The following is a 20767-nucleotide window of genomic DNA, read 5'->3' as shown; positions in this document are numbered from 1 at the left end:
TGAATATGAAATCTGGTCGTATATTCCTGCTGGCTTGTCTGCTGCCCGCCCTTCCGCTGACAATTTATGCACAAGGGCCCGACCGGAGGCCCATCCCTTCTCTTCCAGAAGAAGAAATAGAAGGAACACCTGCGTACATAGCCCTCAGCCGCATTGAAGTGGCCGACAGCCTACTGGAACCCAATGTATTGATTTTTTGCGGACAACAGGTGAACCTGGACCCTTCCGACCGCAAACGGAAACTGAGAAGGGAACTGGCTTCGCTGTCCCGCTATTCACAATCCCTACAACAAAAAGCTGCTTATTTCTTTCCCTTGGTGGAACCCATTCTGGAGGAACATCAAATTCCCGACGATTTCAAGTACCTGATGGTGATTGAAAGTGGTATGAACCCGGAAGCCCGTTCTCCTGTCGGTGCTCTCGGTCTGTGGCAGTTCATGAAAGAAACGGCCAAAGAATATGGGTTACGGGTAGAAAGGAAAATAGACGAACGGCTGGATGTGGAAAAATCAACCCATGCCGCCTGCCGCTACCTGCGTACCGCCTACGACAAGTTTCACGACTGGGTGGCCGTGGCACAATCGTACAACATCGGACAAGCCCGCATAAGAACGGAACTGAAAGAACAGAAAGTGGAAGAAGCCATCGACCTGCAACTGGTGGAAGAAACCAACCGCTATATCTACCGCTTACTGGCCATCAAAATTTTATTTACCCATCCGGAGAATTTCGGTATCACCGCCGTACCCGACTACTACAAGAAAATACGAAGAAGATAGAAACAAAAACGCCATGAAGCCTGCTCCCACAGGAGCCTTCTTCATGGCGTTTTTTATTTCACTGACTGAAATTACTTCACTTTCAGGCTGTAGTTTTCAATTCCTTTCGGATGAATCACCTTTTCCAACTTCAAATCGAAAATCAGCATGGAGTTAGCTGGAATGGAAGACTGAGAGGATTCTCCATAAGCCAAATCTGCCGGAATATACAATTCCACCCGCTGACCTTCTTTCATGTGCTGCAAAGCAGTCATCCAACCCACAATTAACCCATCAACCAATTGTCCATCTGTCCGTTTGGTCTGCATCGCCAGATGGCTAGGTACATGGATTTCTTCATCCAAATCTCCCGTATAATTCTGGTCGAATACAGTTCCATTAATCAGCTTGCCACGGTAATATACACTGACACTATCCGTAAACAAAGGAGTAATTCCCGTGCCCGGCTCCAGAATCTTCATATACACCGAATCATTGGCACTGGGCGGAGTTTCATAAGGATTTGTAGAGACAGAATTCCCTCCCAGTCCTGGAGTTGTACTTCCATTAGCAATCTTATAATTACGATAGATTTCCCATTCGCCTGGATGCATACGAGCTACGTCCGCAATGGAATCCAAATAACGGTCATTACGAACTTCCCAATTCGCATAAGGATCTTCCACGGTGGTATCTTCCGCACACGATGTAAATCCGAAAGAAAGGGCAAACGACAAGGCTATCAGCCAAAACAGGTTCTTGTTCATGTAAAGTTTAATTTGTGATTACAGGGTTTTCAGCAAGCTGGTGATGCTGACTTTGTCTGCAATGATATTATTCAAATCTGCAATGGCCACACGTACCTGTTCCATGGTGTCACGGTTACGCAGTGTCACGCAGTTGTCTTCCAAGGTCTGATGGTCGACCGTCACACAATACGGGGTACCGATGGCATCCTGACGGCGGTAACGCTTTCCGATAGAATCTTTTTCATCGTACTGGCAGTTGAAATGGAATTTCAGGTCATCGATAATTTCACGAGCTTTTTCAGGCAGACCGTCTTTCTTGACCAACGGCATGACAGCCAGTTTCACCGGTGCCAACGCTGCAGGCAATTTCAATACGACACGAGTCTCGCCGTTTTCCAGCTTTTCTTCGTGATAAGCGGCACTCATCACACTCAGGAACATACGGTCTACACCGATAGAAGTTTCGATGACATACGGAGTATAGCTTTCGTTGATTTCCGGATCGAAATACTTGATGCTCTTGCCAGAGAATTTTTCATGCTGGCTCAAGTCGAAGTTAGTACGAGAGTGGATACCTTCCACTTCCTTGAAACCGAACGGCATCAGGAACTCGATATCGGTAGCTGCATTGGCATAGTGAGCCAGTTTTTCGTGGTCATGGAAACGATAGTGGTCATCGCCGAAGCCCAGTGCCTTGTGCCATTTCAAACGAGTTTCTTTCCATTTCTTGAACCATTCGAGTTCAGTACCCGGTTTTACGAAGAACTGCATTTCCATCTGTTCAAATTCACGCATACGGAAAATGAACTGACGGGCTACGATTTCGTTACGGAAAGCTTTACCAATCTGTGCAATACCGAACGGAATCTTCATACGTCCTGTCTTCTGGACGTTCAAGTAGTTGACAAAAATACCCTGAGCGGTTTCCGGACGAAGATATACCTTCATGGCACCGTCGGCAGTAGAACCCATTTCAGTAGTAAACATCAGGTTGAACTGACGAACTTCGGTCCAGTTCTTAGTACCAGAAATCGGACATACAATGTCTTCATCCAAAATAATCTGACGCAATTCAGTCAGGTCGTTGGCATTCATCGCCTTGGAATAACGTTCGTGCAAGGCATCACGCTTTGCCTGGTGTTCCAATACACGAGGATTAGTGCTGCGGAATTCAGCTTCATTGAAAGCATCCCCGTATTTCTTGGCAGCCTTGGCTACTTCCTTGTTTATCTTTTCGTCGTATTTGGCAATCTGATCTTCAATCAATACATCGGCACGGTAGCGCTTCTTGGAATCACGGTTGTCAATCAACGGGTCATTAAATGCGTCTACATGACCGGAAGCCTTCCAAATGGTAGGGTGCATGAAGATTGCAGAATCGATACCTACAATGTTTTCATGCAGCAGGACCATGCTCTGCCACCAGTATTGTTTGATATTGTTTTTCAGTTCCACACCATTCTGACCGTAATCGTATACGGCACCCAGTCCATCATAAATTTCACTTGACGGGAATACAAAACCATATTCTTTACAGTGTGAAACAAGTTTCTTGAAAACGTCTTCTTGTGCCATTTTTCCTATTATTTTGATTTTTTCTACTTAAATATCTACTTAATAGGGCACAAAGATACAGATTTATCAATAAAAAAGCATCATAGGTATATTAATTTATCTTATGCATCACTTCATCTTACCGTTCTCATCCACCGTAAGCTGAAGGCCATCGTATGCTAAAAAGACATTTTCAGGCAACTGTTCCTGTACTTTTGCATGCAAACCGACCTGATGACTCATATGGATGAAATACGTTTTTTCGGCCTGGATACGCTTGGTTTGGTCCAACGCTTCGGACAAGGACTGGTGCGTCCAATGAGGTTCTATACGCAAAGCATTCATCACCAAAAGCTTTAAGTCTTTCAGGCAATCATAGCTCTCTTCCGGCATTTTCGACATATCGGTAATCCAAGCCATCGGCCCGATCCGGAATCCCATGATGGGAAGCTGCCCATGCATCACCCGGAAAGGGATAACCTCCACTTCATTACCTTCCGCATTCGATACCGTAAAGGGAACTCCTGCTTCAATATAATGCAAAGGAATATGCGGCACACCCGGATAAAGATTTTCGGCAAAGCAATAGGGCATCCGGTTCTTCAGGTGAGTGGCTGTATACTCCTCGGCATAAACCGGGATATCCCGAAAACGGCAAAAAGGCCGCAAATCATCCAGTCCCCCTACGTGGTCATAATGCTCGTGCGTAATCAAGACTCCGTCAATCGGACGGTAATCGTTCAGCCGAATCATCTGCTCCCGGAAATCCGGACCACAATCAATCAAGATACGTACGCCGTTCACTTCTACCAGTCCTGAACAACGCAAACGGTTATCATGCGGGTCCTTACTCGTACACACTTCACACGTACATCCCACCTGCGGCACGCCTGTCGATGTACCACTGCCTAATATTGTGACCTTCATTGTTTTTCTCCAATAAAATTAACTTCCGGACAAATGGTGATACCAAATTTCTCTTTCACCGAACGGACAATGGCCTCAGCCAACCGCACGACCTCTGCGCCAGTGGTCCCTCCTAAGTTCACCAGTACCAAGGCCTGCTTGTCGTGCACTCCGGCTCTTCCCAAATGCTTGCCTTTCCAACCGCAACGGTCTATCATCCATCCGGCCGGAATTTTTACCCGAGTCTCATCCACTTTGTAGTGAGGCATCTCCGGATACATCTTCAGCAACTCTTCAAACTGCTGTACCGGTACAATGGGATTCATAAAGAAACTTCCGGCATTTCCTATCTTTTCCGGATCTGGAAGCTTGGCTTCCCGAATATGTATAATGATTTGCCGAAGACCGGCTAACGAGAGTTCTCCTCCCTCTTTCTGCAATTCCGAACGGATATTGCCATAATCCAGATGATAAACCGGCTTTTTCAGCAAACGATACGTGACATACGTCACAATGTATTTCCCTTTCAGTTCTTTCTTGAAAATGCTTTCGCGATACGCATAATGGCATTCCTCGTTCGTAAAGGTACGTAACTCACCGCTCTCTACTGCCACCGTTTCCACAGCGACAATCAAATCTTTTGCTTCCACGCCATAAGCTCCGATGTTTTGGACCGCAGAAGCCCCCACTTCACCGGGAATCAACGATAAATTCTCCGCCCCATACCAGCCTTTCTGCACGGTATAGTCTACCAAATTATCCCAAACTTCTCCAGCTCCGACACGCAGGTCGACGAACTCTTCCGTTTCCTGCACCACTTGTATACCTTTAATACCAGAATGCAATACCGTTCCCGAATAATCGGACACAAACAGCAGATTACTTCCTCTTCCTACATGCAAAAGAGGTGCATCCTTCTCCTGTCGTCCGGTCAAGAAGCCCTGCAGTTCATCTACTGACTCATATTCTACGAAACGAGCTGCCTTTACATCCATTCCGAACGTATTATAAGGAAGCAAGGAATAATTTGTAAAATCTTTCATATCCGTCAATCGCTCAAATCTTCAAATCGCATCAGTTTCCATACGCCTCCATAGCGTTCAAAATACAGCGTATTACTGAAACCGTTACCAAATCCTTTAAATTCCACTACTTTATAATCGGAACGTATATTTTCCGGCTGACCATAATGCACATTGGTCATACGCCCCTTCATCATTGGAGGACGGAAAGCAAACCATTGTCCCTGCTCCAGTGTCGTTTCCAAAATCTGGAATTCATCTTCCGGATCGGCAGTCACAAACTTCAGCGGGTCGCGCAAACGTTCCTGCTGGAACACAGAATCACGTGAGAAACGTTCGTAGAATGTATAGAAATCTTCCTTTCCGTCTTCTTCGTCGGGCAACTTCTCCACATTAATGGCTTCCAGGAACCAAGAATCCTTTTTCCGCTGAAAATAATAACGTTTGACCCTGCGGTCTGTCAGGAAAATCCAATCTACCTGCACACTATGCAAACTGGTATCCTTTTCTATCTCCATGTCTTCTTCCTTGTCGAAAAGAACGGTATAAGCCGGTTCACGACTGAACAGAGGATCAAACTTCCAATCTGCTTTTTGAATACGGGTCACTTGTTTCCCTTTATATTCGGAAAATGGGAATACCACCCGCGACAGCTGGAACTTTGCATCGGAAGCAAAATTATAAAAGAAATCTGCAAAACTTTCGTCTGCAGCCGCAGGAATCTGCTCTTCTACCACTACAGTGGAGTCCTGAATGGAATCCGGATGTACTTTTATAGAATCAATTTGTTCAGTCAAGGCAGCGAACGGATCTGTTTTCTTCTTTCCACCGCCGCACGATACCATCAGCATCAGCAAACAGCATCCAATGATTAGTCTTTTCATTTGGTTTCCTCAAATATCGCCGCAAAATTACCTTTTTTTTCTTATCATTATCCAAGAAACAAGAGTTTTCTTTTTTGTTGGATGAAAAACCGAATTTTTCAGTTTAAATCCTTACCTTTGCAAACAAAAATAATTAACGAAGAGATATGTTAGCAAAAATAGAACAGTTGCTTCAGGAAGTAAAAGGACTCACAGCGCAGAATCCAGAAGAACTGGAGGCTTTACGCATCAAATACCTGAGCAAGAAAGGTGCCATCAACGCACTGATGGCCGACTTCCGTAACGTACCTGCTGAACAGAAAAAAGAAGTAGGTATGAAATTGAACGAGTTGAAGAACCTGGCACAAGAACGCATTGCCGCCTTGAAAGAAACATTCGAAAATCAAGACAACAGCGCGGCTGAACTGGACTTGACTCGTACGGCTTATCCGATTAAACTGGGTACACGCCATCCGCTGACAATTGTGCGCAACGAAATCATCGATATCTTCGGCCGCATGGGCTTTACCATTGCCGACGGACCGGAAGTAGAAGACGACTGGCATGTGTTCTCTTCTATGAATTTCCCCGCAGACCATCCGGCACGCGACATGCAGGATACATTCTTCATTGAAACTCATCCCGACATCATTCTCCGTACACACACTTCTTCTGTACAGAGCCGCGTGATGGAAGTTTCTCAGCCTCCTATCCGTGTCATCTGCCCGGGACGTGTATACCGCAACGAAGCCATCAGCTATCGTGCACACTGCTTCTTCCATCAGGTAGAAGGTCTGTATGTCGACAAAAACGTGTCTTTTACCGACCTGAAACAAGTGCTGCTGCAGTTTGCACAAGAAATGTTTGGACCGGATACAAAAATCCGTTTGCGTCCGTCATACTTCCCGTTCACTGAACCCAGTGCCGAAATGGATATCAGCTGCGACATCTGCGGCGGTGAGGGCTGTCCGTTCTGTAAATATACCGGATGGGTAGAAATCCTGGGATGCGGAATGGTAGACCCGGCTGTGCTGGAAGCCAACGGCATTGACAGTAAAGTATATACGGGTTATGCTTTCGGTATGGGAGTAGAACGTATCACGAACCTGAAATACAAAGTAAAAGACTTGCGTATGTTCTCTGAGAACGACACCCGTTTCTTGGAGGAATTTGAATCAGCCAACTGATTCCGAGTAAACGCTTTTTCATAAGAACACGGATTACACCGGGAGTAAAAGGGAAGATTTCCTACTAACATCTCGTGTAATCCGTGTTTATCTTATATATATCACACTTTTTCTTCCCCGAATATGCCAAAAGACAAGCTGGTCACTCCGAGTTTTTGTGCCATCCTGGCAGCCAATTTTCTACTTTATTTCGGCTTCTGGCTACTCACTCCGATTCTTCCCTTTTATTTGTCGGAAGTATTCCACACGTCACATACCACCATCGGAATCATTCTTTCCTGCTATACGGTTTCTTCCTTGTGCATCCGTCCTTTTTCCGGTTATATCTTGGATACATTCGCCCGCAAACCTTTGTATTTGCTGGCCTACTTCATCTTTACTTTGATATTTGCCGGATACATGACTGCCACCGTACTGACTTTGTTTATCATTTTCCGCGTGGTGCATGGATTCTCCTTCGGGATGGTCACCGTAGGAGGGAATACACTTGTCATCGACATCATGCCTTCCTCCCGCCGGGGGGAAGGATTAGGATACTACGGACTGACCAACAACATAGCCATGTCCATAGGTCCGATGTTCGGCTTGTTCCTGCACAGTGGAGAGGCTTCCTACACCACCATCTTCTCGTATGCGCTGGGATCGTGTGTCATCGGCTTCATCGCTGCCTGCACCGTGCGTACCCCTTACAAAGCTCCCGTAAAACGAGCTCCCATTTCTCTCGACCGGTTTATCTTAATCAAAGGACTTCCAGCCGGATTAAGTCTGCTGTTACTCTCCATCCCGTATGGAATGACCACCAACTATGTAGCCATGTATGCGCAAGAAATAGGTATTACCGCTGAAACCGGTTTCTTTTTCACTCTCATGGCCGTAGGAATGGCCGTCAGCCGGTTATTCAGTGGCCGACTGGTAGACCGAGGCTTGGTGACCAAGGTCATTGCGGCAGGCTTGTATCTGGTCAGTGCCTGTTATTTTGCCTTGACAGCCTGCGGATGGCTGGCAGAATGGAACCTGAAAATCACAACAACCATTTTCTTTCTTATTTCATTGCTGCTGGGTATTGGATTCGGTACCATGTTCCCTGCCTATAATACGTTGTTTGTCAACCTGGCTCCCAACAACCAGCGAGGAACAGCCACAAGTACCTATTTAACTTCATGGGATGTTGGTTTGGGAATCGGTATGCTGACAGGAGGTTATATTGCAGAAATTGCTACGTTCAAGATGGCCTATCTTTTCGGAGCTTCCCTCACGGTTGTATCCCTGCTTTATTTCCATGTAAAGGCAGGTCCCCATTTCGAACAAAACAAACTCCGCTGAAAGGATTCTTACTCCTTATAGGTGAATACAAAGATATGTGACAAACGATTATCGACTTTTGTCAATTGCAAAGACAAAATAAAGGGACGGAACAAATCGGCATGCCGAATCATAAATGGCGGAAGATAAGAAGAATACTTTTCGGGCGACTCCATTACTTTCTCCATATCGGCCACCATAATATAAGAAGCATCACGCGACAAATTGGAAACGCATTCGTCAAATAAAGAATGAGATGGAGAAGCTGCTATTGCCGCTACACATGAATCAACCCTTTCACGTCCCGATACAACCAGCAAACTATCGGACTCAGAAACCATTGGTATCGCCTGTAGACCTTCTATCGTACGCTGCTGGCAGTCTTCCGCTCCATACATCTGACCGCTCAAATAAAACACCTCACTGTTGAGATGAATATCATATTCGCTCCAACTATGACAAGCTTCCTTTCCTAACAAAGGTACCGATGCGGTACGTCCGTAAATGGTAATGAAATCTGTAGCTTGAGAATGATGTATAGACGCAAAAACAGTATCTTCACGAAGCGATTTATTGTCCTTTACGGCATCAATGACCTGTTCTATCAGCTTCTTCTGATAACTTACCACTACCAACCCCTCGGTTGTATAGACTGACAAATACTTTTTAGGAGTCAAAGGATATATTTCAATTTTTTTCCCACGATAAAACTCTTTCTTAGGGGTAAAATCTACTCCAAAACGACTCTGTATAGCTTCAATCAATTGACGTTTCCCCTCTTTTCCCATCCGGAAATAAGCAACTACATCCATTGAGGTATGTGGCTGATGAAAACTTATCACCACATAATGCATTTGATAAGACAAACCATGGGCAGAAATGGATGAAAACTCATTTAGGTCAGACAATATATCATTAATCAAACCCGACCGATGAAGTGTATCCAACTGGGAAGAATAGGCCATCTGAGAGAAGGCATGCATAAACTTATCAATATTGTCTGTTTCGAGCACACCTGCACAATCTTGAGGGACAAATTCGAACACATCTATCTGATTTTCCTTATCGGCCATACTCAGACGGGCAAAACCATAAAAGGCAATCCCGATACAAAACAGTACCACGGAAAGCACCACACCCAATTTTATGACCGAACGAATTTGCATTACTATACGATTTCACGCAAAGATAGCAAAAACTTTTTAAAAAGTACAAACAAAAACGAATATATTTTTAGAAAGTCATTTACATTGTTTTAATTTTTCCATCAATTCGGCGCGTGAGATTCCCAAATCAATTGCTTTCTCATATGCCTCACGCGCATCGTCCTTCTTTTTTTGTTCTAAATAAATGTCTCCTTTCATCAGATAAGACGTGGCATCCTGACCATCCAGTTTCAGTACTTCGTCCAAATCATACAAAGCTGCGTCCAATTGTCCGTGTTCCCATTCCATATTAGCCCTCATCTTCAATATTGCCACATCTTTGGGGAAATCGGTTACCAAACGGTTCATGGCATCCATTGCCGACTGAAAACGTCCTTCCTTCTCATCCAGCATAACAATACCGATGCGAGCCGTCTTATTCTTCACATCCTGCTCCAGCACGACATTATAATCTACACGGGCTTCCTTATATTCACGACGTTGCATATAAATATAAGCCCTGAACAAACGGGCCTCCTTGTTTTTTGGCAAAAGGTCAATCACGTTGCAATAATCCAAATAAGCTTTCTGGGTCAGATTCTTCTCCAGGTAGAGTGCAGCCCGGTTCAGCAACATTGTGGTAGAATAAGGAATGATGTTCAAAGCTAACGTATACGACTCTATCGCTTCATCAGTCTTCCCCAATCGTTTCTGCACAGTACCCAGATTGGAGAACAACAAGGCATTCCGTGCATTGTTCGGTTCAAGTTTCAATGCCTTTTGGAAGAGTTGTTCTGCCTGGACCAGACTGTCTTTCTTCACACAATCCATCGCCTGCTCAACTATCTCATTATACGACTGAGCCTGCACTGAAAATGCGGCTAAGAACCAACCGCACAAAACCAACAGTAAATATTTCATTTTCTTTTTCTTTGATTCTACAGCGAAGGTAGCATTTCTAAACCGAACAAAGAGGTATTACAATATTTTTTTGTAAGTTTGAACAATCATTTATATAAAACCCGAAAATCATGAAAACAGAAAAAGCGATTTTTGCCTGCGGATGCTTCTGGGGTGTACAACACCAGATGGAACGTGCAACAGGAGTAATACGTTCCAGCGCAGGATATATAGGAGGACACAAAGAGAATCCCACTTACCCGGAAGTAAAAGCCCACACCACCGGACATGCAGAAGCCGTGCTTGTGGAATATGATGCCGAACAGACCACCTATACAGATTTGTGCAAACTCTTCTTTGAAATACATGACCCGGCACAAACCGACGGACAAGGTCCAGATATCGGCCCGCAATACCGCAGTGAAATTTTCTACCTAAACGATGAACAGAAACAGGAGGCAGAAAAGGTCATTCAGATTCTGAGAGACAAAGGATATGAAGTGAACACCAAACTGACACCGGCCACTACCTTTTGGGCCGCAGAAGAATATCACCAGCATTATTATGACAAGACAGGCGGTGAGCCTTATTGCCATATCCGGGTCAAGAAATTCTGACAAAAAAGAGGGACTTCTCGCAAAAGAAATCCCTCTTTCTATTTTTCAGACTCAATCTCGAATCAAGCTTTCTTGATATAATCTACAATCCAGGCACCCACTTCTTTCGTACCGTATTTAGCACCTCCTTCTACCTGTATTTCCGGAGTGCGCACGTTGGCATCCAGTGAAGCATCTACTGCCCGACGAATCAGTGCACCTTCTTCCTTGCAGTCGAAATATTCAAACAACATGGCTACAGAAAGAATCTGTGCCAACGGGTTGGCAATGTTCAAACCCTTAGCCTGTGGCCATGAACCATGAATCGGCTCAAATACCGGAGTGCTCTCACCGGTAGAAGCAGAAGGGAGCAATCCCATAGAACCACTGATGACAGAGCCCTCATCAGTCAGAATATCTCCAAATGTATTTTCCGTCACCATGACATCAAAGAACTTCGGCTCCTGAATCATCTTCATGGCCGCATTGTCTACAAACATATAGTCGGTCGTTACTTCCGGATACTTAGGAGCCATTTCCTGGGCAATCTGACGCCACAAACGGGAAGAAGCCAACACATTAGCCTTGTCTACTACCGTCAGGTGTTTCCGACGCTTCATGGCATATTCAAAACCGACCTTCAAAATACGTTCAATTTCCGGACGAGTATACATGTTGGTATCGTATGCCTTGTCGTTGTCCTGGTATTTTTCACCAAAATACATACCACCTGTCAATTCACGGATGCAGAGGAAATCCGCTCCATCTACCAATTCCGCTTTCAACGGAGATTTGTGAACCAAGCACTTGAAAGTCTGTACCGGACGAATGTTGGCAAAAAGTCCCAATTTCTTACGCATGGCCAGTAAACCTTGTTCCGGACGCACTTTCGCCGTAGGGTCATTGTCAAATTTCGGATCACCTACAGCCGAGAATAACACCGCATCAGCATTCTTGCAAATCTGATACGTTTCTTCCGGGAACGGGTCACCCACCTCATCAATGGCGTGAGCTCCGCAAAGCGCATATTTATAAGTTACTTTATGACCGAATTTTTCACAAACGGCTGTCATTACATCGACTCCCTGTACGGAGATTTCCGGTCCGATTCCGTCACCGGCTAATACTGCTATTTTAAAGTCCATAATTAGATACGTTTAATTTAAATCTTCTATCATATTCAACATTTTGATGGTCGCTTTGATGGCTGCTTCTGTCTGGTCGGCATCAAATCCGCGGGTACGGAATTCCTTATCCTCATAATTCCACGTAATCACGGTCTGCACGAAGGCATCGGTGCGCCCTCCTGGCGGAATGGTGACTGCATAATTTACCAACATCGGGAACTTACGCCCCAATGTACCTTTGTAAATCTTACGCAAGGCACGCACGAAGGCATCATACTGTCCGTCACCAGAGGAGCTCTCCTGGTAGATCTTTCCGTCGATTTCAATGCTCAACGTAGCCATCGGTTTCAATCCTTGAGCCAAGGTCACAAAATAACTGAGCAATTTCACCTTGTTCTGTATCCCGTCGTGCTTGAGTACATCACTGATGATATATGGCAAATCTTCCGGAGTGACTTGTTCCTTTCGGTCTCCCAATTCAATGATGCGCTGGGTAACCTTCTTCATGGAGTCTTCATCCAGTTCAAGGCCCAGACTCTCCAAGTTCTTGCGGATATTGGCCTTTCCGGAATTCTTCCCCAAGGCATATTCCCGCACACGGCCGAAACGTTCCGGGAGCAAATCATTGAAGTACAACTTGTTTTTGTTGTCTCCATCGGCGTGAACCCCCGCCACTTGCGTAAACACGCTCTCTCCTACAATCGGTTTGTTAGCCGGAATCGTGACACCGGAATAAGACTCTACCACGCGGCTTACATCGTTCAACCGACTCTCGTCAATACGCGTAATGGCGTGAAAATGATCCTTCAGGATAGCCTGCACACTGGCCAACGGAGCATTACCAGCCCGTTCACCCAGTCCATTAATCGTGGTATGCAATCCTTTTACCCCACTCAGCACAGCTGCCAGCACATTGCTCACAGCCAAGTCATAATCGTTATGGGCATGAAAATCGAAATGCAGGTCGGGATAACGCTTCTTCATTTTGCGCATGTATTCAATCACCTGCAACGGATTGAGAATACCCAATGTATCCGGCAGCATAAAGCGCTTAATTCCACTGTCTTTCAACCCGTCGACCAAGCCAAATACATACTCTGGAGTATCTTTGATTCCGTTGCTCCAGTCCTCCAGATACAGATTGACATCCATATCCTTCGTCAAGGCATAATCCACTACCTTACGGATATCCTCCAGATGCTCCGGAAGCGTCTTCTTCAACTGATAACGGCAATGCTTCTCCGAACCTTTTGCCAACAGGTTAATAACCCGGCATCCTGCCTGGTGAATCCAGTCTACCGACACCGTTCCATCGACAAAGCCCAGCACTTCCACTCGCTGCAACAGACCACGGCGTGCCGCCCAGTCGCAAATCATTTTCACTGCGTTGAATTCACCATCCGACACACGGGCAGAAGCCACCTCTATCCGGTCTACTTTCAAATCTTCCAGCAGCAGACGGGCTATCATCAATTTCTCATGAGGCACGAACGATACGCCACTGGTTTGCTCCCCGTCGCGCAACGTAGTGTCCATTATTTCTATTCTCGGATGATTATCCATAATCAACTATTCTATCGGTTAGCTACGTGCCTTCTCGAAGGCTTCAATCTTATCTTTGTTTTCTACCAAGAAGTCAATGTCGTCCAATCCGTTCATCAGACAATGTTTCTTATAGGCATTGATTTCAAACTTCTCAGACTTTCCTGTAGCTTTGTTGGTAATGGTCTGTTCCGGCAGATTGACTTCTACTTCTGTTTTAGGGTCAGCATAGATTGAATCGAACAGTTCTTTCAGGAATCCTTCACTTACCACTACCGGAAGCACGAAGTTGTTCAATTCATTATTCTTGTGAATGTCGGCAAAAAAGCTGGACACCACCACTCTGAAACCATATCCGGCAATCGCCCATGCGGCATGTTCACGGCTGGAACCGCTTCCGAAGTTTTTTCCAGCCACCAGAATCTGTCCGCTATACTTCGGATCGTTCAACACAAAATCCTTGTTCAATGAACCATCCGGATTATAACGCCAGTCGCGGAACAAATTGTCACCAAAAAACTTTTCATCACGGGTGGTAGCTTTCAGGAAACGTGCCGGAATAATCTGGTCCGTATCCACATTTTCCAAAGGCAAAGGAATACAAGTACTTGTTATGATATTGAATTTCTGTTTCATGACACTCATTTTTTACATTAACGTTCTCGGATCTGTAATCACACCGGTTACGGCAGCGGCTGCCGCAGTCAACGGGCTGGCCAACAAGGTACGTGAACCGGGGCCTTGACGACCTTCAAAATTACGGTTGCTGGTAGATACGGAATACTTGCCTGCCGGAATCTTATCGTCATTCATGGCCAGACAAGCACTACAGCCCGGCTGACGAATTTCAAAACCTGCTTCTTCCAAGATTTTATCCAGTCCTTCCTGACGAATCTGTTCATCTACCATCCAAGAACCCGGCACCAGCCATGCAGTAATATGGTCAGCTTTCTTGCGTCCTTTCACGATAGAAGCGAAGGCCCGGAAGTCCTCAATACGTCCGTTGGTACAAGCTCCCAAGAACACATAGTCTACTTTCTTACCCAGCAGACTTTCGCCCGGCTGGAAGCCCATATAATGCAAGGATTTCTCAAAGGAACCTTTTTCCACCTCACTCATACCTTCCGTGGTCGGGATGTGTGCGGTAATCGCCATACCCATACCCGGATTGGTACCATACGTAATCATCGGCTGAATATCTGCGGCATCGAAACGTACTTCTTTGTCAAACACGGCATCGTCATCGCTCTTCAGCGTCTTCCAGTAAGCCAATGCCTTGTCCCATTCCTCTCCCTTCGGAGCATATTCACGACCTTTGATATATTCAAAAGTCACTTCATCCGGCGCAATCATTCCTCCACGGGCACCCATCTCAATAGACAGGTTGCACAGGGTAAGACGACCTTCCATCGTCAAGCTGCGGATAGCTTCACCGGCATATTCCACAAAATAACCGGTCGCACCGCTGGTGGTCATCTTCGACATCATATACAAAGCCACATCCTTGGCTGTCACACCTTTTCCCAACTTACCGTCAATCGTGATACGCATGGTTTTCGGACGAGCCTGAAGGATACACTGTGAAGCCATCACCATTTCCACCTCACTGGTACCGATTCCGAAAGCAACCGCTCCCATCGCACCGTGAGTAGAAGTATGTGAGTCACCACATACGATGGTCATACCCGGAAGAGTCAATCCGCGTTCCGGACCTACCACATGGATGATACCGTTTTTCTTGTTCATCATTCCGAAATGCGTCAAACCAAAATCGGCTGCATTCTTAGCCAAAGCATCTACCTGTGCTTTAGATACCGGATCTTCAATCGGTTTGTCCTGGTCGTGCGTCGGCGTATTGTGGTCCGGCATACAGTAAATGCGTTCCGGACGGAAGCATTTCAACCCACGGGCACGCATCCCGGCAAAAGCCTGTGGACTCGTCACTTCGTGACAGTACAGACGGTCTATATACAATTGGGTAGGTCCATCTTCCACCTTCTGCACCACATGTGCATCCCATATCTTATCGAATAATGTATTAGCCATAAAATCTCGTTTAATTTATTTTCTGAATTTGTTGATACAATCGATATATGCTTCTACTGAAGCTGCAATGATGTCGGTGTTGGCTCCGAAACCATAGTACATCTGTCCGTCGTATTCCACCTGCATATGTACTTTACCTACATCATCACTACCTTTACTAATAGCCTGAATGGTAAATTCCTTCAAGGTCATCTGACGCTTAATAATCTGTTTCACGGCCTTGATGGCTGCATCCACCGGACCATTACCTGTAGCGGCTGCTTCAAAATGCTCGCCACTGATGTTCAATCCCAGACTGGCTACAGAACGTACTCCAACTCCACTGGTTACCTGCAAATATTCCAGTTTGATATGATGGTTCACATTGCGGTCGGCTCCAGCCAATACCAGGATATCATCATCCGTAATGTCTTTCTTCTTATCAGCCAGTTTCAGGAAGTCTTCGTATACCTTGTCCAATTTTTCCTGCGTCATTTCCACACCCAACACATGCAGACGATGTTTCAAAGCCGCACGTCCGCTACGTGCCGTCAATACGATGGCATTGTCATCGATACCTACATCTTTCGGGTCGATGATTTCATAAGTCTGTGCATTCTTCAATACGCCATCCTGATGAATACCGGAAGAATGGGCAAATGCATTACGTCCTACGATAGCTTTATTGGGCTGTACCGGCATGTTCATTAAGCTGGAAACCATGCGGCTGGTAGGATAGATTTTCTGTGTGTTGATATTTGTATCGATATGAATGTCATGATGACAGCGAAGAATCATGGCAACCTCTTCCAAAGAGGTGTTACCGGCACGTTCTCCGATACCGTTGATGGTCACTTCCACCTGACGGGCTCCGTTCAACACGCCACTGATAGTATTGGCAGTCGCCATACCCAGGTCATTGTGGCAGTGAGTAGAAATGATGGCTTTGTCAATTCCATCCACATGTTCCATCAGGTATTTGATTTTTGCACCATATTCATCCGGCAAGCAATAACCAGTCGTATCAGGAATGTTTACCACTGTAGCTCCCGCTTTGATAACGGCTTCTACCACACGCGCAAGGTATTCATTTTCCGTACGTCCGGCATCTTCCGCATAAAACTCTACATCTTCCACGTAACGTTTGGCATATTTCACCGCATTGACAGCCCGTTCGATGATTTCCTCACGAGTAGAATTGAATTTATATTTGATATGCGAATCAGAGGTACCGATACCTGTATGAATACGTTTGTGTTTGGCATACTGCAACGCCTCGGCAGCGACATCAATGTCTTTCTGTACGGCACGTGTCAGTGCGCAAATGGTTGGCCAAGTCACTGCTTTTGAAATTTCAATGACTGAATTGAAATCACCCGGACTTGAGATTGGGAATCCGGCTTCAATCACATCCACCCCCAACGTTTCAAGCTGTTTAGCCACCTGAATTTTTTCTACGGTATTTAACTGACATCCCGGTACCTGCTCCCCGTCGCGGAGCGTAGTATCAAAAATAAATAATCTGTCACTCATAATATTCTTGTTTTATTTCCTTATAATCCTAAAAAAAAGCCTTTCGCACTGGGAAGTGAGAAAGGCTTTATATGATATTGTTTTTACATCAATATGCACGCGACTCACTTCCCACCGGGCTTTCCAGCAGATTAATCAAACCACATAGCAAAATATGTAAAAACAGAATATTCATTTGTTGATTCTCTTTATCTTTTTCTTTTTTGTTGCTGCAAAGGTATACAATATTTTGAAACAAGAAAATAAAAAGAAAGTTTTTTCAAACATTAAACAACAATTTCACACAAACACATGCAACTGAATATAAATCTATCATTCAGAAAGCAAACGAAGCTCATGAAGGCAAGCTTCTACTTCAGTCATGCTTCCCATGTGTTTGCCCATATCGTCCGACAATTTCACACATTCACGCCACTCCTGGTTCGGGCTCATTTTACAGCGTGACAGCTTCATGACAATGTTAGAAGGCTGATAACCTGTATCATTGGTCAGGTTCGTACCGATTCCGAAGGAACAGCGTATCTTTCCCTGGCAATACTGGAATATCTTCAGAGCTTTTTCAAAGTCGAGTGCATTACTGAAAATAATGGTTTTGGTAGTCGGGTCAATTCCCAGTTCCTTGTACCGGGCTATCAGACGGTCGATAAACTCATACTCATTACCCGAGTCGCAACGTACCCCGTCAAACAGCTTCGCCTGCTTCCGGCTGAAGTTACTCAAAAACGAATCGGAAGTGTAAGTGTCCGACAGGGCCGTACCCAAATCTCCATCGTACACATTTACCCAATTCTCCAAGGCCATATAATTGGCATGCTTGTAACCGAACTGTGCCCCATGAAACATGAACCATTCATGCGGATGCGTTCCCATAGGCAGCATCCCATATTTCATGGCCAGATAACAATTGGAAGTTCCCGTACAATAGCGGGCATGCTTCTTTAAGTACTCCACTACCAGTTTCTGCACGTCAAATGAAAAACGGCGCCGTGTACCAAATTCAGAAAAAGGCATCTGATGGGCGTTCGACAGTTCCACCTTTCCCGCCAGTTTATCCAGAATAACCTGCTTGTCCGGCATACGGTTCAAGAACTGATTTTTTATTTCCGATACGATGGCCAATAAGGGAACCTCATACAATGTTACCTTATATAAATAGTCCGTAACGGACATTTGGAGATGATGATGCTCATCCAGCCAGACCTCTATCTTATTGGGGTCAAAACGGAAAGAAGAAAGCCACTCCCAATACACTCCTGGCAGAAAACGACAATGGGAAGTCATATACTCCAGTTCCTCCGGCGCCAGTTTCACCATTTCCAGGTTATGGATTTCATTCTTCAGTGCCTCCAGAAAACCTTCTGTATATTCCGTGTTGTCTCTATCCTTAAACGTAAAAGTTCCCATTGCATAGGGAAACAACTTGATATAAGCGTATGAGGTAGTGAACTTATATAAATCAGTATCTAAAATTGTTTTTATCACCATATTATTCTATTTATTTCTTAGTGCAAATATAATTATTCCTTTAATTTCAACGCGATGATGCAATCTACAGAAGGTTGTAAATTTTTTGTATGCAACACGATACCTCCCTGTATTTTTTCCCATTTCACCTTCTCACCCGTATGAAAAACAGTAGAAGAAAGGACTTTCTCCGTTAGAGGTAACGTCACAAACTGGGGCATTTCATCTGCCAGCAAATGCACGTAAAGCATATTTCCCTTCCGGGTTGTTGTACCCCATGAGGCGGTCATCACATTTCCTGCCGTAGTGCCATAAATGGTTTCCCCATTTTCCGACATCCACTTGCCAATTCCTTTCAGACGTTCGACTGCCACTGCCGGAAGTTCCCCATTGGGTTGAGGACCGATGTTCATCAACAGATTGGCTCCCTTCCCAGCCGCACGGACCAGCAGACGAACCAATTCAGTCACTGACTTATAATTTTGGTCTTTTATCTGATATCCCCACATACCGTTCATGGTTTCACACGTTTCCAACGGTAATTTTCCTACCACTGATTCTCCAGAAAATCCCGCTTTGTTCTCACCTGGAAGATCCCGTTCAAACATCTGAAAATCCTCTCCCGGATAAGGAGCCTTATGATGATTGTTCCCAATCAGGCAAGCTGGCTGCAATTTATGAATCAACGCATACTGTTCCTCCAATTTCCAGTCGAACCCATCCGGCTGGTCCCACATACCGTCAAACCAGATTGCTCCAATCGGACCATAATTGGTCAGCAACTCCGTCAGCTGATGATTCATGAACTCATAATAGGTAGCCCATTCCCCATGCGAAGTACGGCCGGTGCCATGTCCGGTCCTTCCTAATGGATAATAATCTTCACGCGTCCAGTCCAAATGCGAATAATACAAATGCAACTTGATTCCCTGTTTCCGACACTCCTCTGCCAGTTCCTTGATAATGTCTCTCTTGAATGGAGTGGCATCTACGATGTTGTAATCCGAATATTGAGTATCAAACATGGAAAATCCGTCATGATGACGAGAGGTAATGCAAATATATTTAGCCCCGGAAGCCTTGATAGCCGATACCCACTCATGCGCATTAAAACGAGAAGGGTAAAATCCTGATGCTACCTTGGCGTATTCATGGCAATCAATATTGTCATTATTCATATACCATTCTCCTTGCCCGAACATGCTGTAAATGCCCCAATGCAAGAAGATACCAAACCGATTATCTTGAAACTCCTTCCGCGCCTGCAAATTCTCCGGCGAAGGAACATACTTATTTTCAGCCTGAACAGACAAGGCAGACATGCCCAATAATCCCCCAAGGCAGATTGTTTTAAAATAATGAAAGATGTGTGTTTCCATATCTGCGCTCACTAAAAGAATACATAATTAAGATTCAACCACCCAAAGATATAGAAAGGTAAGCGCAACGGCAAATGGAATGTAAAATTTTCCACATTTCGCCCTATTCACAACGATAGTTGATTGATTTTCCATCCGCGTACGGGTACACAAAAAAAGCCCCAAGGCATAACTGCCTCGAGGCTCTATCTAAAACGGCGACTACCTACTCTCCCACTTGTACGCAGTACCATCGGCGTGGCGAAGCTTAACTTCTCTGTTCGGAATGGGAAGAGGTGGAACCTTCGCGCCATAGTCACCTTAATATCGTTATATTGTCATGACCCACAAGCAAGCAATTTCAGCACACTGGCCAAACGTATATATCATCCTTACGATGTCTTTTTCCATCCGCCCGGCGCGGATAAGGAAAGCTTTCGGGCAATTAGTAATGCTCGGCTTTGCTGTCTCCAGCTTTACACCTGCATCCTATCAACGTTGTCGTCTTCAACGACCCTAAAGAAATCTAATCTTGTGGCCGGCTTCGCACTTAGATGCTTTCAGCGCTTATCCGATCCCGACTTGGATACCCGGCGATGCGCCTGGCGGCACAACCGGTAAACCAGAGGTCGGTCCAACACGGTCCTCTCGTACTAGTGTCAGAGCCACGCAAATTTCATACGCCCACGATAGATAGAGACCGAACTGTCTCACGACGTTCTGAACCCAGCTCGCG

Annotated in this window: 18 protein-coding genes and 2 rRNA genes; 4 read left to right on the top strand and 16 right to left on the bottom strand. The window is 45.2% G+C overall.

All coding sequences use genetic code 11. From position 1 onward, the window contains the following. Nucleotides 1-5: 5 nt before the first annotated feature. Nucleotides 6-779 (top strand): lytic transglycosylase domain-containing protein, encoded by a 774-nt coding sequence (locus tag RDP42_RS08855; protein ID WP_308763377.1) that lies wholly within the window; start codon nucleotides 6-8, stop codon nucleotides 777-779. A 71-nt stretch (nucleotides 780-850) separates the two neighbouring features. Here the strand turns inward: RDP42_RS08855 and RDP42_RS08850 are convergent, their stop codons facing one another. From RDP42_RS08850 to RDP42_RS08830, 5 genes are all read right to left on the bottom strand, one after another. Then, nucleotides 851-1525 carry an FKBP-type peptidyl-prolyl cis-trans isomerase gene (locus tag RDP42_RS08850; RefSeq protein ID WP_308763376.1) on the bottom strand — a complete coding sequence of 225 codons (675 nt, stop codon included), beginning with the start codon at nucleotides 1523-1525 and terminating at the stop codon, nucleotides 851-853. Between the two features lie 18 nt (nucleotides 1526-1543). Further along, nucleotides 1544-3082, bottom strand: a complete 1539-nt coding sequence (locus RDP42_RS08845; protein ID WP_308763375.1) for a glycine--tRNA ligase — start codon at nucleotides 3080-3082, stop codon at nucleotides 1544-1546. A gap of 108 nt (nucleotides 3083-3190) precedes the next feature. After that, nucleotides 3191-3988, bottom strand: a complete 798-nt coding sequence (locus RDP42_RS08840; RefSeq protein ID WP_308763374.1) for an MBL fold metallo-hydrolase — start codon at nucleotides 3986-3988, stop codon at nucleotides 3191-3193. Next, complete coding sequence (murB, locus tag RDP42_RS08835; RefSeq protein WP_308763373.1) at nucleotides 3985-5010, bottom strand: UDP-N-acetylmuramate dehydrogenase; 1026 nt, start codon at nucleotides 5008-5010, stop codon at nucleotides 3985-3987. Before murB ends, RDP42_RS08840 begins: the two co-directional genes overlap by 4 nt. Before the next feature lie 5 nt (nucleotides 5011-5015). Further along, the gene (locus tag RDP42_RS08830; RefSeq protein ID WP_308763372.1) at nucleotides 5016-5873 is read right to left on the bottom strand and encodes a DUF4348 domain-containing protein; all 858 of its coding nucleotides are present in this window, start codon (nucleotides 5871-5873) and stop codon (nucleotides 5016-5018) included. 146 nt (nucleotides 5874-6019) lie between these two features. Between RDP42_RS08830 and pheS the strand changes: the two genes are divergently transcribed. Both pheS and RDP42_RS08820 read left to right on the top strand, forming a co-directional pair. Continuing rightward, on the top strand, nucleotides 6020-7039 hold the full coding sequence (gene pheS, locus RDP42_RS08825) for a phenylalanine--tRNA ligase subunit alpha (RefSeq protein ID WP_204476419.1): 1020 nt from the start codon (nucleotides 6020-6022) through the stop codon (nucleotides 7037-7039). Between the two features lie 123 nt (nucleotides 7040-7162). Then, on the top strand, nucleotides 7163-8362 hold the full coding sequence (locus RDP42_RS08820; RefSeq protein ID WP_308763371.1) for an MFS transporter: 1200 nt from the start codon (nucleotides 7163-7165) through the stop codon (nucleotides 8360-8362). A gap of 8 nt (nucleotides 8363-8370) precedes the next feature. Here RDP42_RS08820 and RDP42_RS08815 read toward each other — a convergent pair whose 3' ends face one another. Beyond that, nucleotides 8371-9507: a hypothetical protein gene (locus RDP42_RS08815; RefSeq protein ID WP_308763370.1), complete on the bottom strand. Its 1137-nt coding sequence runs from the start codon at nucleotides 9505-9507 to the stop codon at nucleotides 8371-8373. A 75-nt stretch (nucleotides 9508-9582) separates the two neighbouring features. Then, the gene (locus RDP42_RS08810; RefSeq protein WP_303916591.1) at nucleotides 9583-10407 is read right to left on the bottom strand and encodes a lipopolysaccharide assembly protein LapB; all 825 of its coding nucleotides are present in this window, start codon (nucleotides 10405-10407) and stop codon (nucleotides 9583-9585) included. A gap of 110 nt (nucleotides 10408-10517) precedes the next feature. Here RDP42_RS08810 and msrA point away from each other — a divergent pair, with 110 nt between their 5' ends. Beyond that, nucleotides 10518-11003, top strand: coding sequence for a peptide-methionine (S)-S-oxide reductase MsrA (gene msrA / locus RDP42_RS08805; protein ID WP_308763369.1), 486 nt, complete (start codon nucleotides 10518-10520; stop codon nucleotides 11001-11003). A gap of 62 nt (nucleotides 11004-11065) precedes the next feature. On the opposite strand, the gene leuB is transcribed toward msrA, so the two are convergent. From leuB to RDP42_RS08760, 9 genes are all read right to left on the bottom strand, one after another. Beyond that, a complete protein-coding gene (leuB, locus tag RDP42_RS08800) occupies nucleotides 11066-12127 on the bottom strand; it encodes a 3-isopropylmalate dehydrogenase (RefSeq protein WP_204476424.1) in 1062 nt (353 codons plus the stop codon). Nucleotides 12128-12139: 12 nt separating this feature from the next. Continuing rightward, a complete protein-coding gene (locus RDP42_RS08795; protein WP_308763368.1) occupies nucleotides 12140-13672 on the bottom strand; it encodes an alpha-isopropylmalate synthase regulatory domain-containing protein in 1533 nt (510 codons plus the stop codon). Nucleotides 13673-13690: 18 nt separating this feature from the next. Next, a complete protein-coding gene (leuD, locus tag RDP42_RS08790; protein WP_204476426.1) occupies nucleotides 13691-14287 on the bottom strand; it encodes a 3-isopropylmalate dehydratase small subunit in 597 nt (198 codons plus the stop codon). Nucleotides 14288-14299: 12 nt separating this feature from the next. Beyond that, entirely contained in the window at nucleotides 14300-15697 is a 1398-nt protein-coding gene (gene leuC, locus RDP42_RS08785) for a 3-isopropylmalate dehydratase large subunit (protein WP_308763367.1), read from the bottom strand. A gap of 15 nt (nucleotides 15698-15712) precedes the next feature. After that, on the bottom strand, nucleotides 15713-17209 hold the full coding sequence (locus tag RDP42_RS08780; protein WP_204476428.1) for a 2-isopropylmalate synthase: 1497 nt from the start codon (nucleotides 17207-17209) through the stop codon (nucleotides 15713-15715). Nucleotides 17210-17521: 312 nt separating this feature from the next. Continuing rightward, nucleotides 17522-18694 (bottom strand): nicotinate phosphoribosyltransferase, encoded by a 1173-nt coding sequence (pncB, locus tag RDP42_RS08775; RefSeq protein ID WP_308763366.1) that lies wholly within the window; start codon nucleotides 18692-18694, stop codon nucleotides 17522-17524. Between the two features lie 32 nt (nucleotides 18695-18726). Further along, nucleotides 18727-19995: an alpha-L-fucosidase gene (locus RDP42_RS08770; RefSeq protein ID WP_308763390.1), complete on the bottom strand. Its 1269-nt coding sequence runs from the start codon at nucleotides 19993-19995 to the stop codon at nucleotides 18727-18729. Nucleotides 19996-20244: 249 nt separating this feature from the next. Continuing rightward, nucleotides 20245-20355 (bottom strand): 5S ribosomal RNA (rrf, locus tag RDP42_RS08765). A 101-nt stretch (nucleotides 20356-20456) separates the two neighbouring features. Continuing rightward, nucleotides 20457-20767, bottom strand: a 23S ribosomal RNA gene (locus RDP42_RS08760); the annotation flags it as partial.

Source organism: uncultured Bacteroides sp. (assembly GCF_902472605.1).
In the GTDB taxonomy this organism is placed as follows: Bacteria; Bacteroidota; Bacteroidia; order Bacteroidales; family Bacteroidaceae; genus Phocaeicola.
The sequence above is the reverse complement of the archived record's forward strand: the minus strand, read 5'-3'. Positions and strand labels throughout refer to the sequence as shown.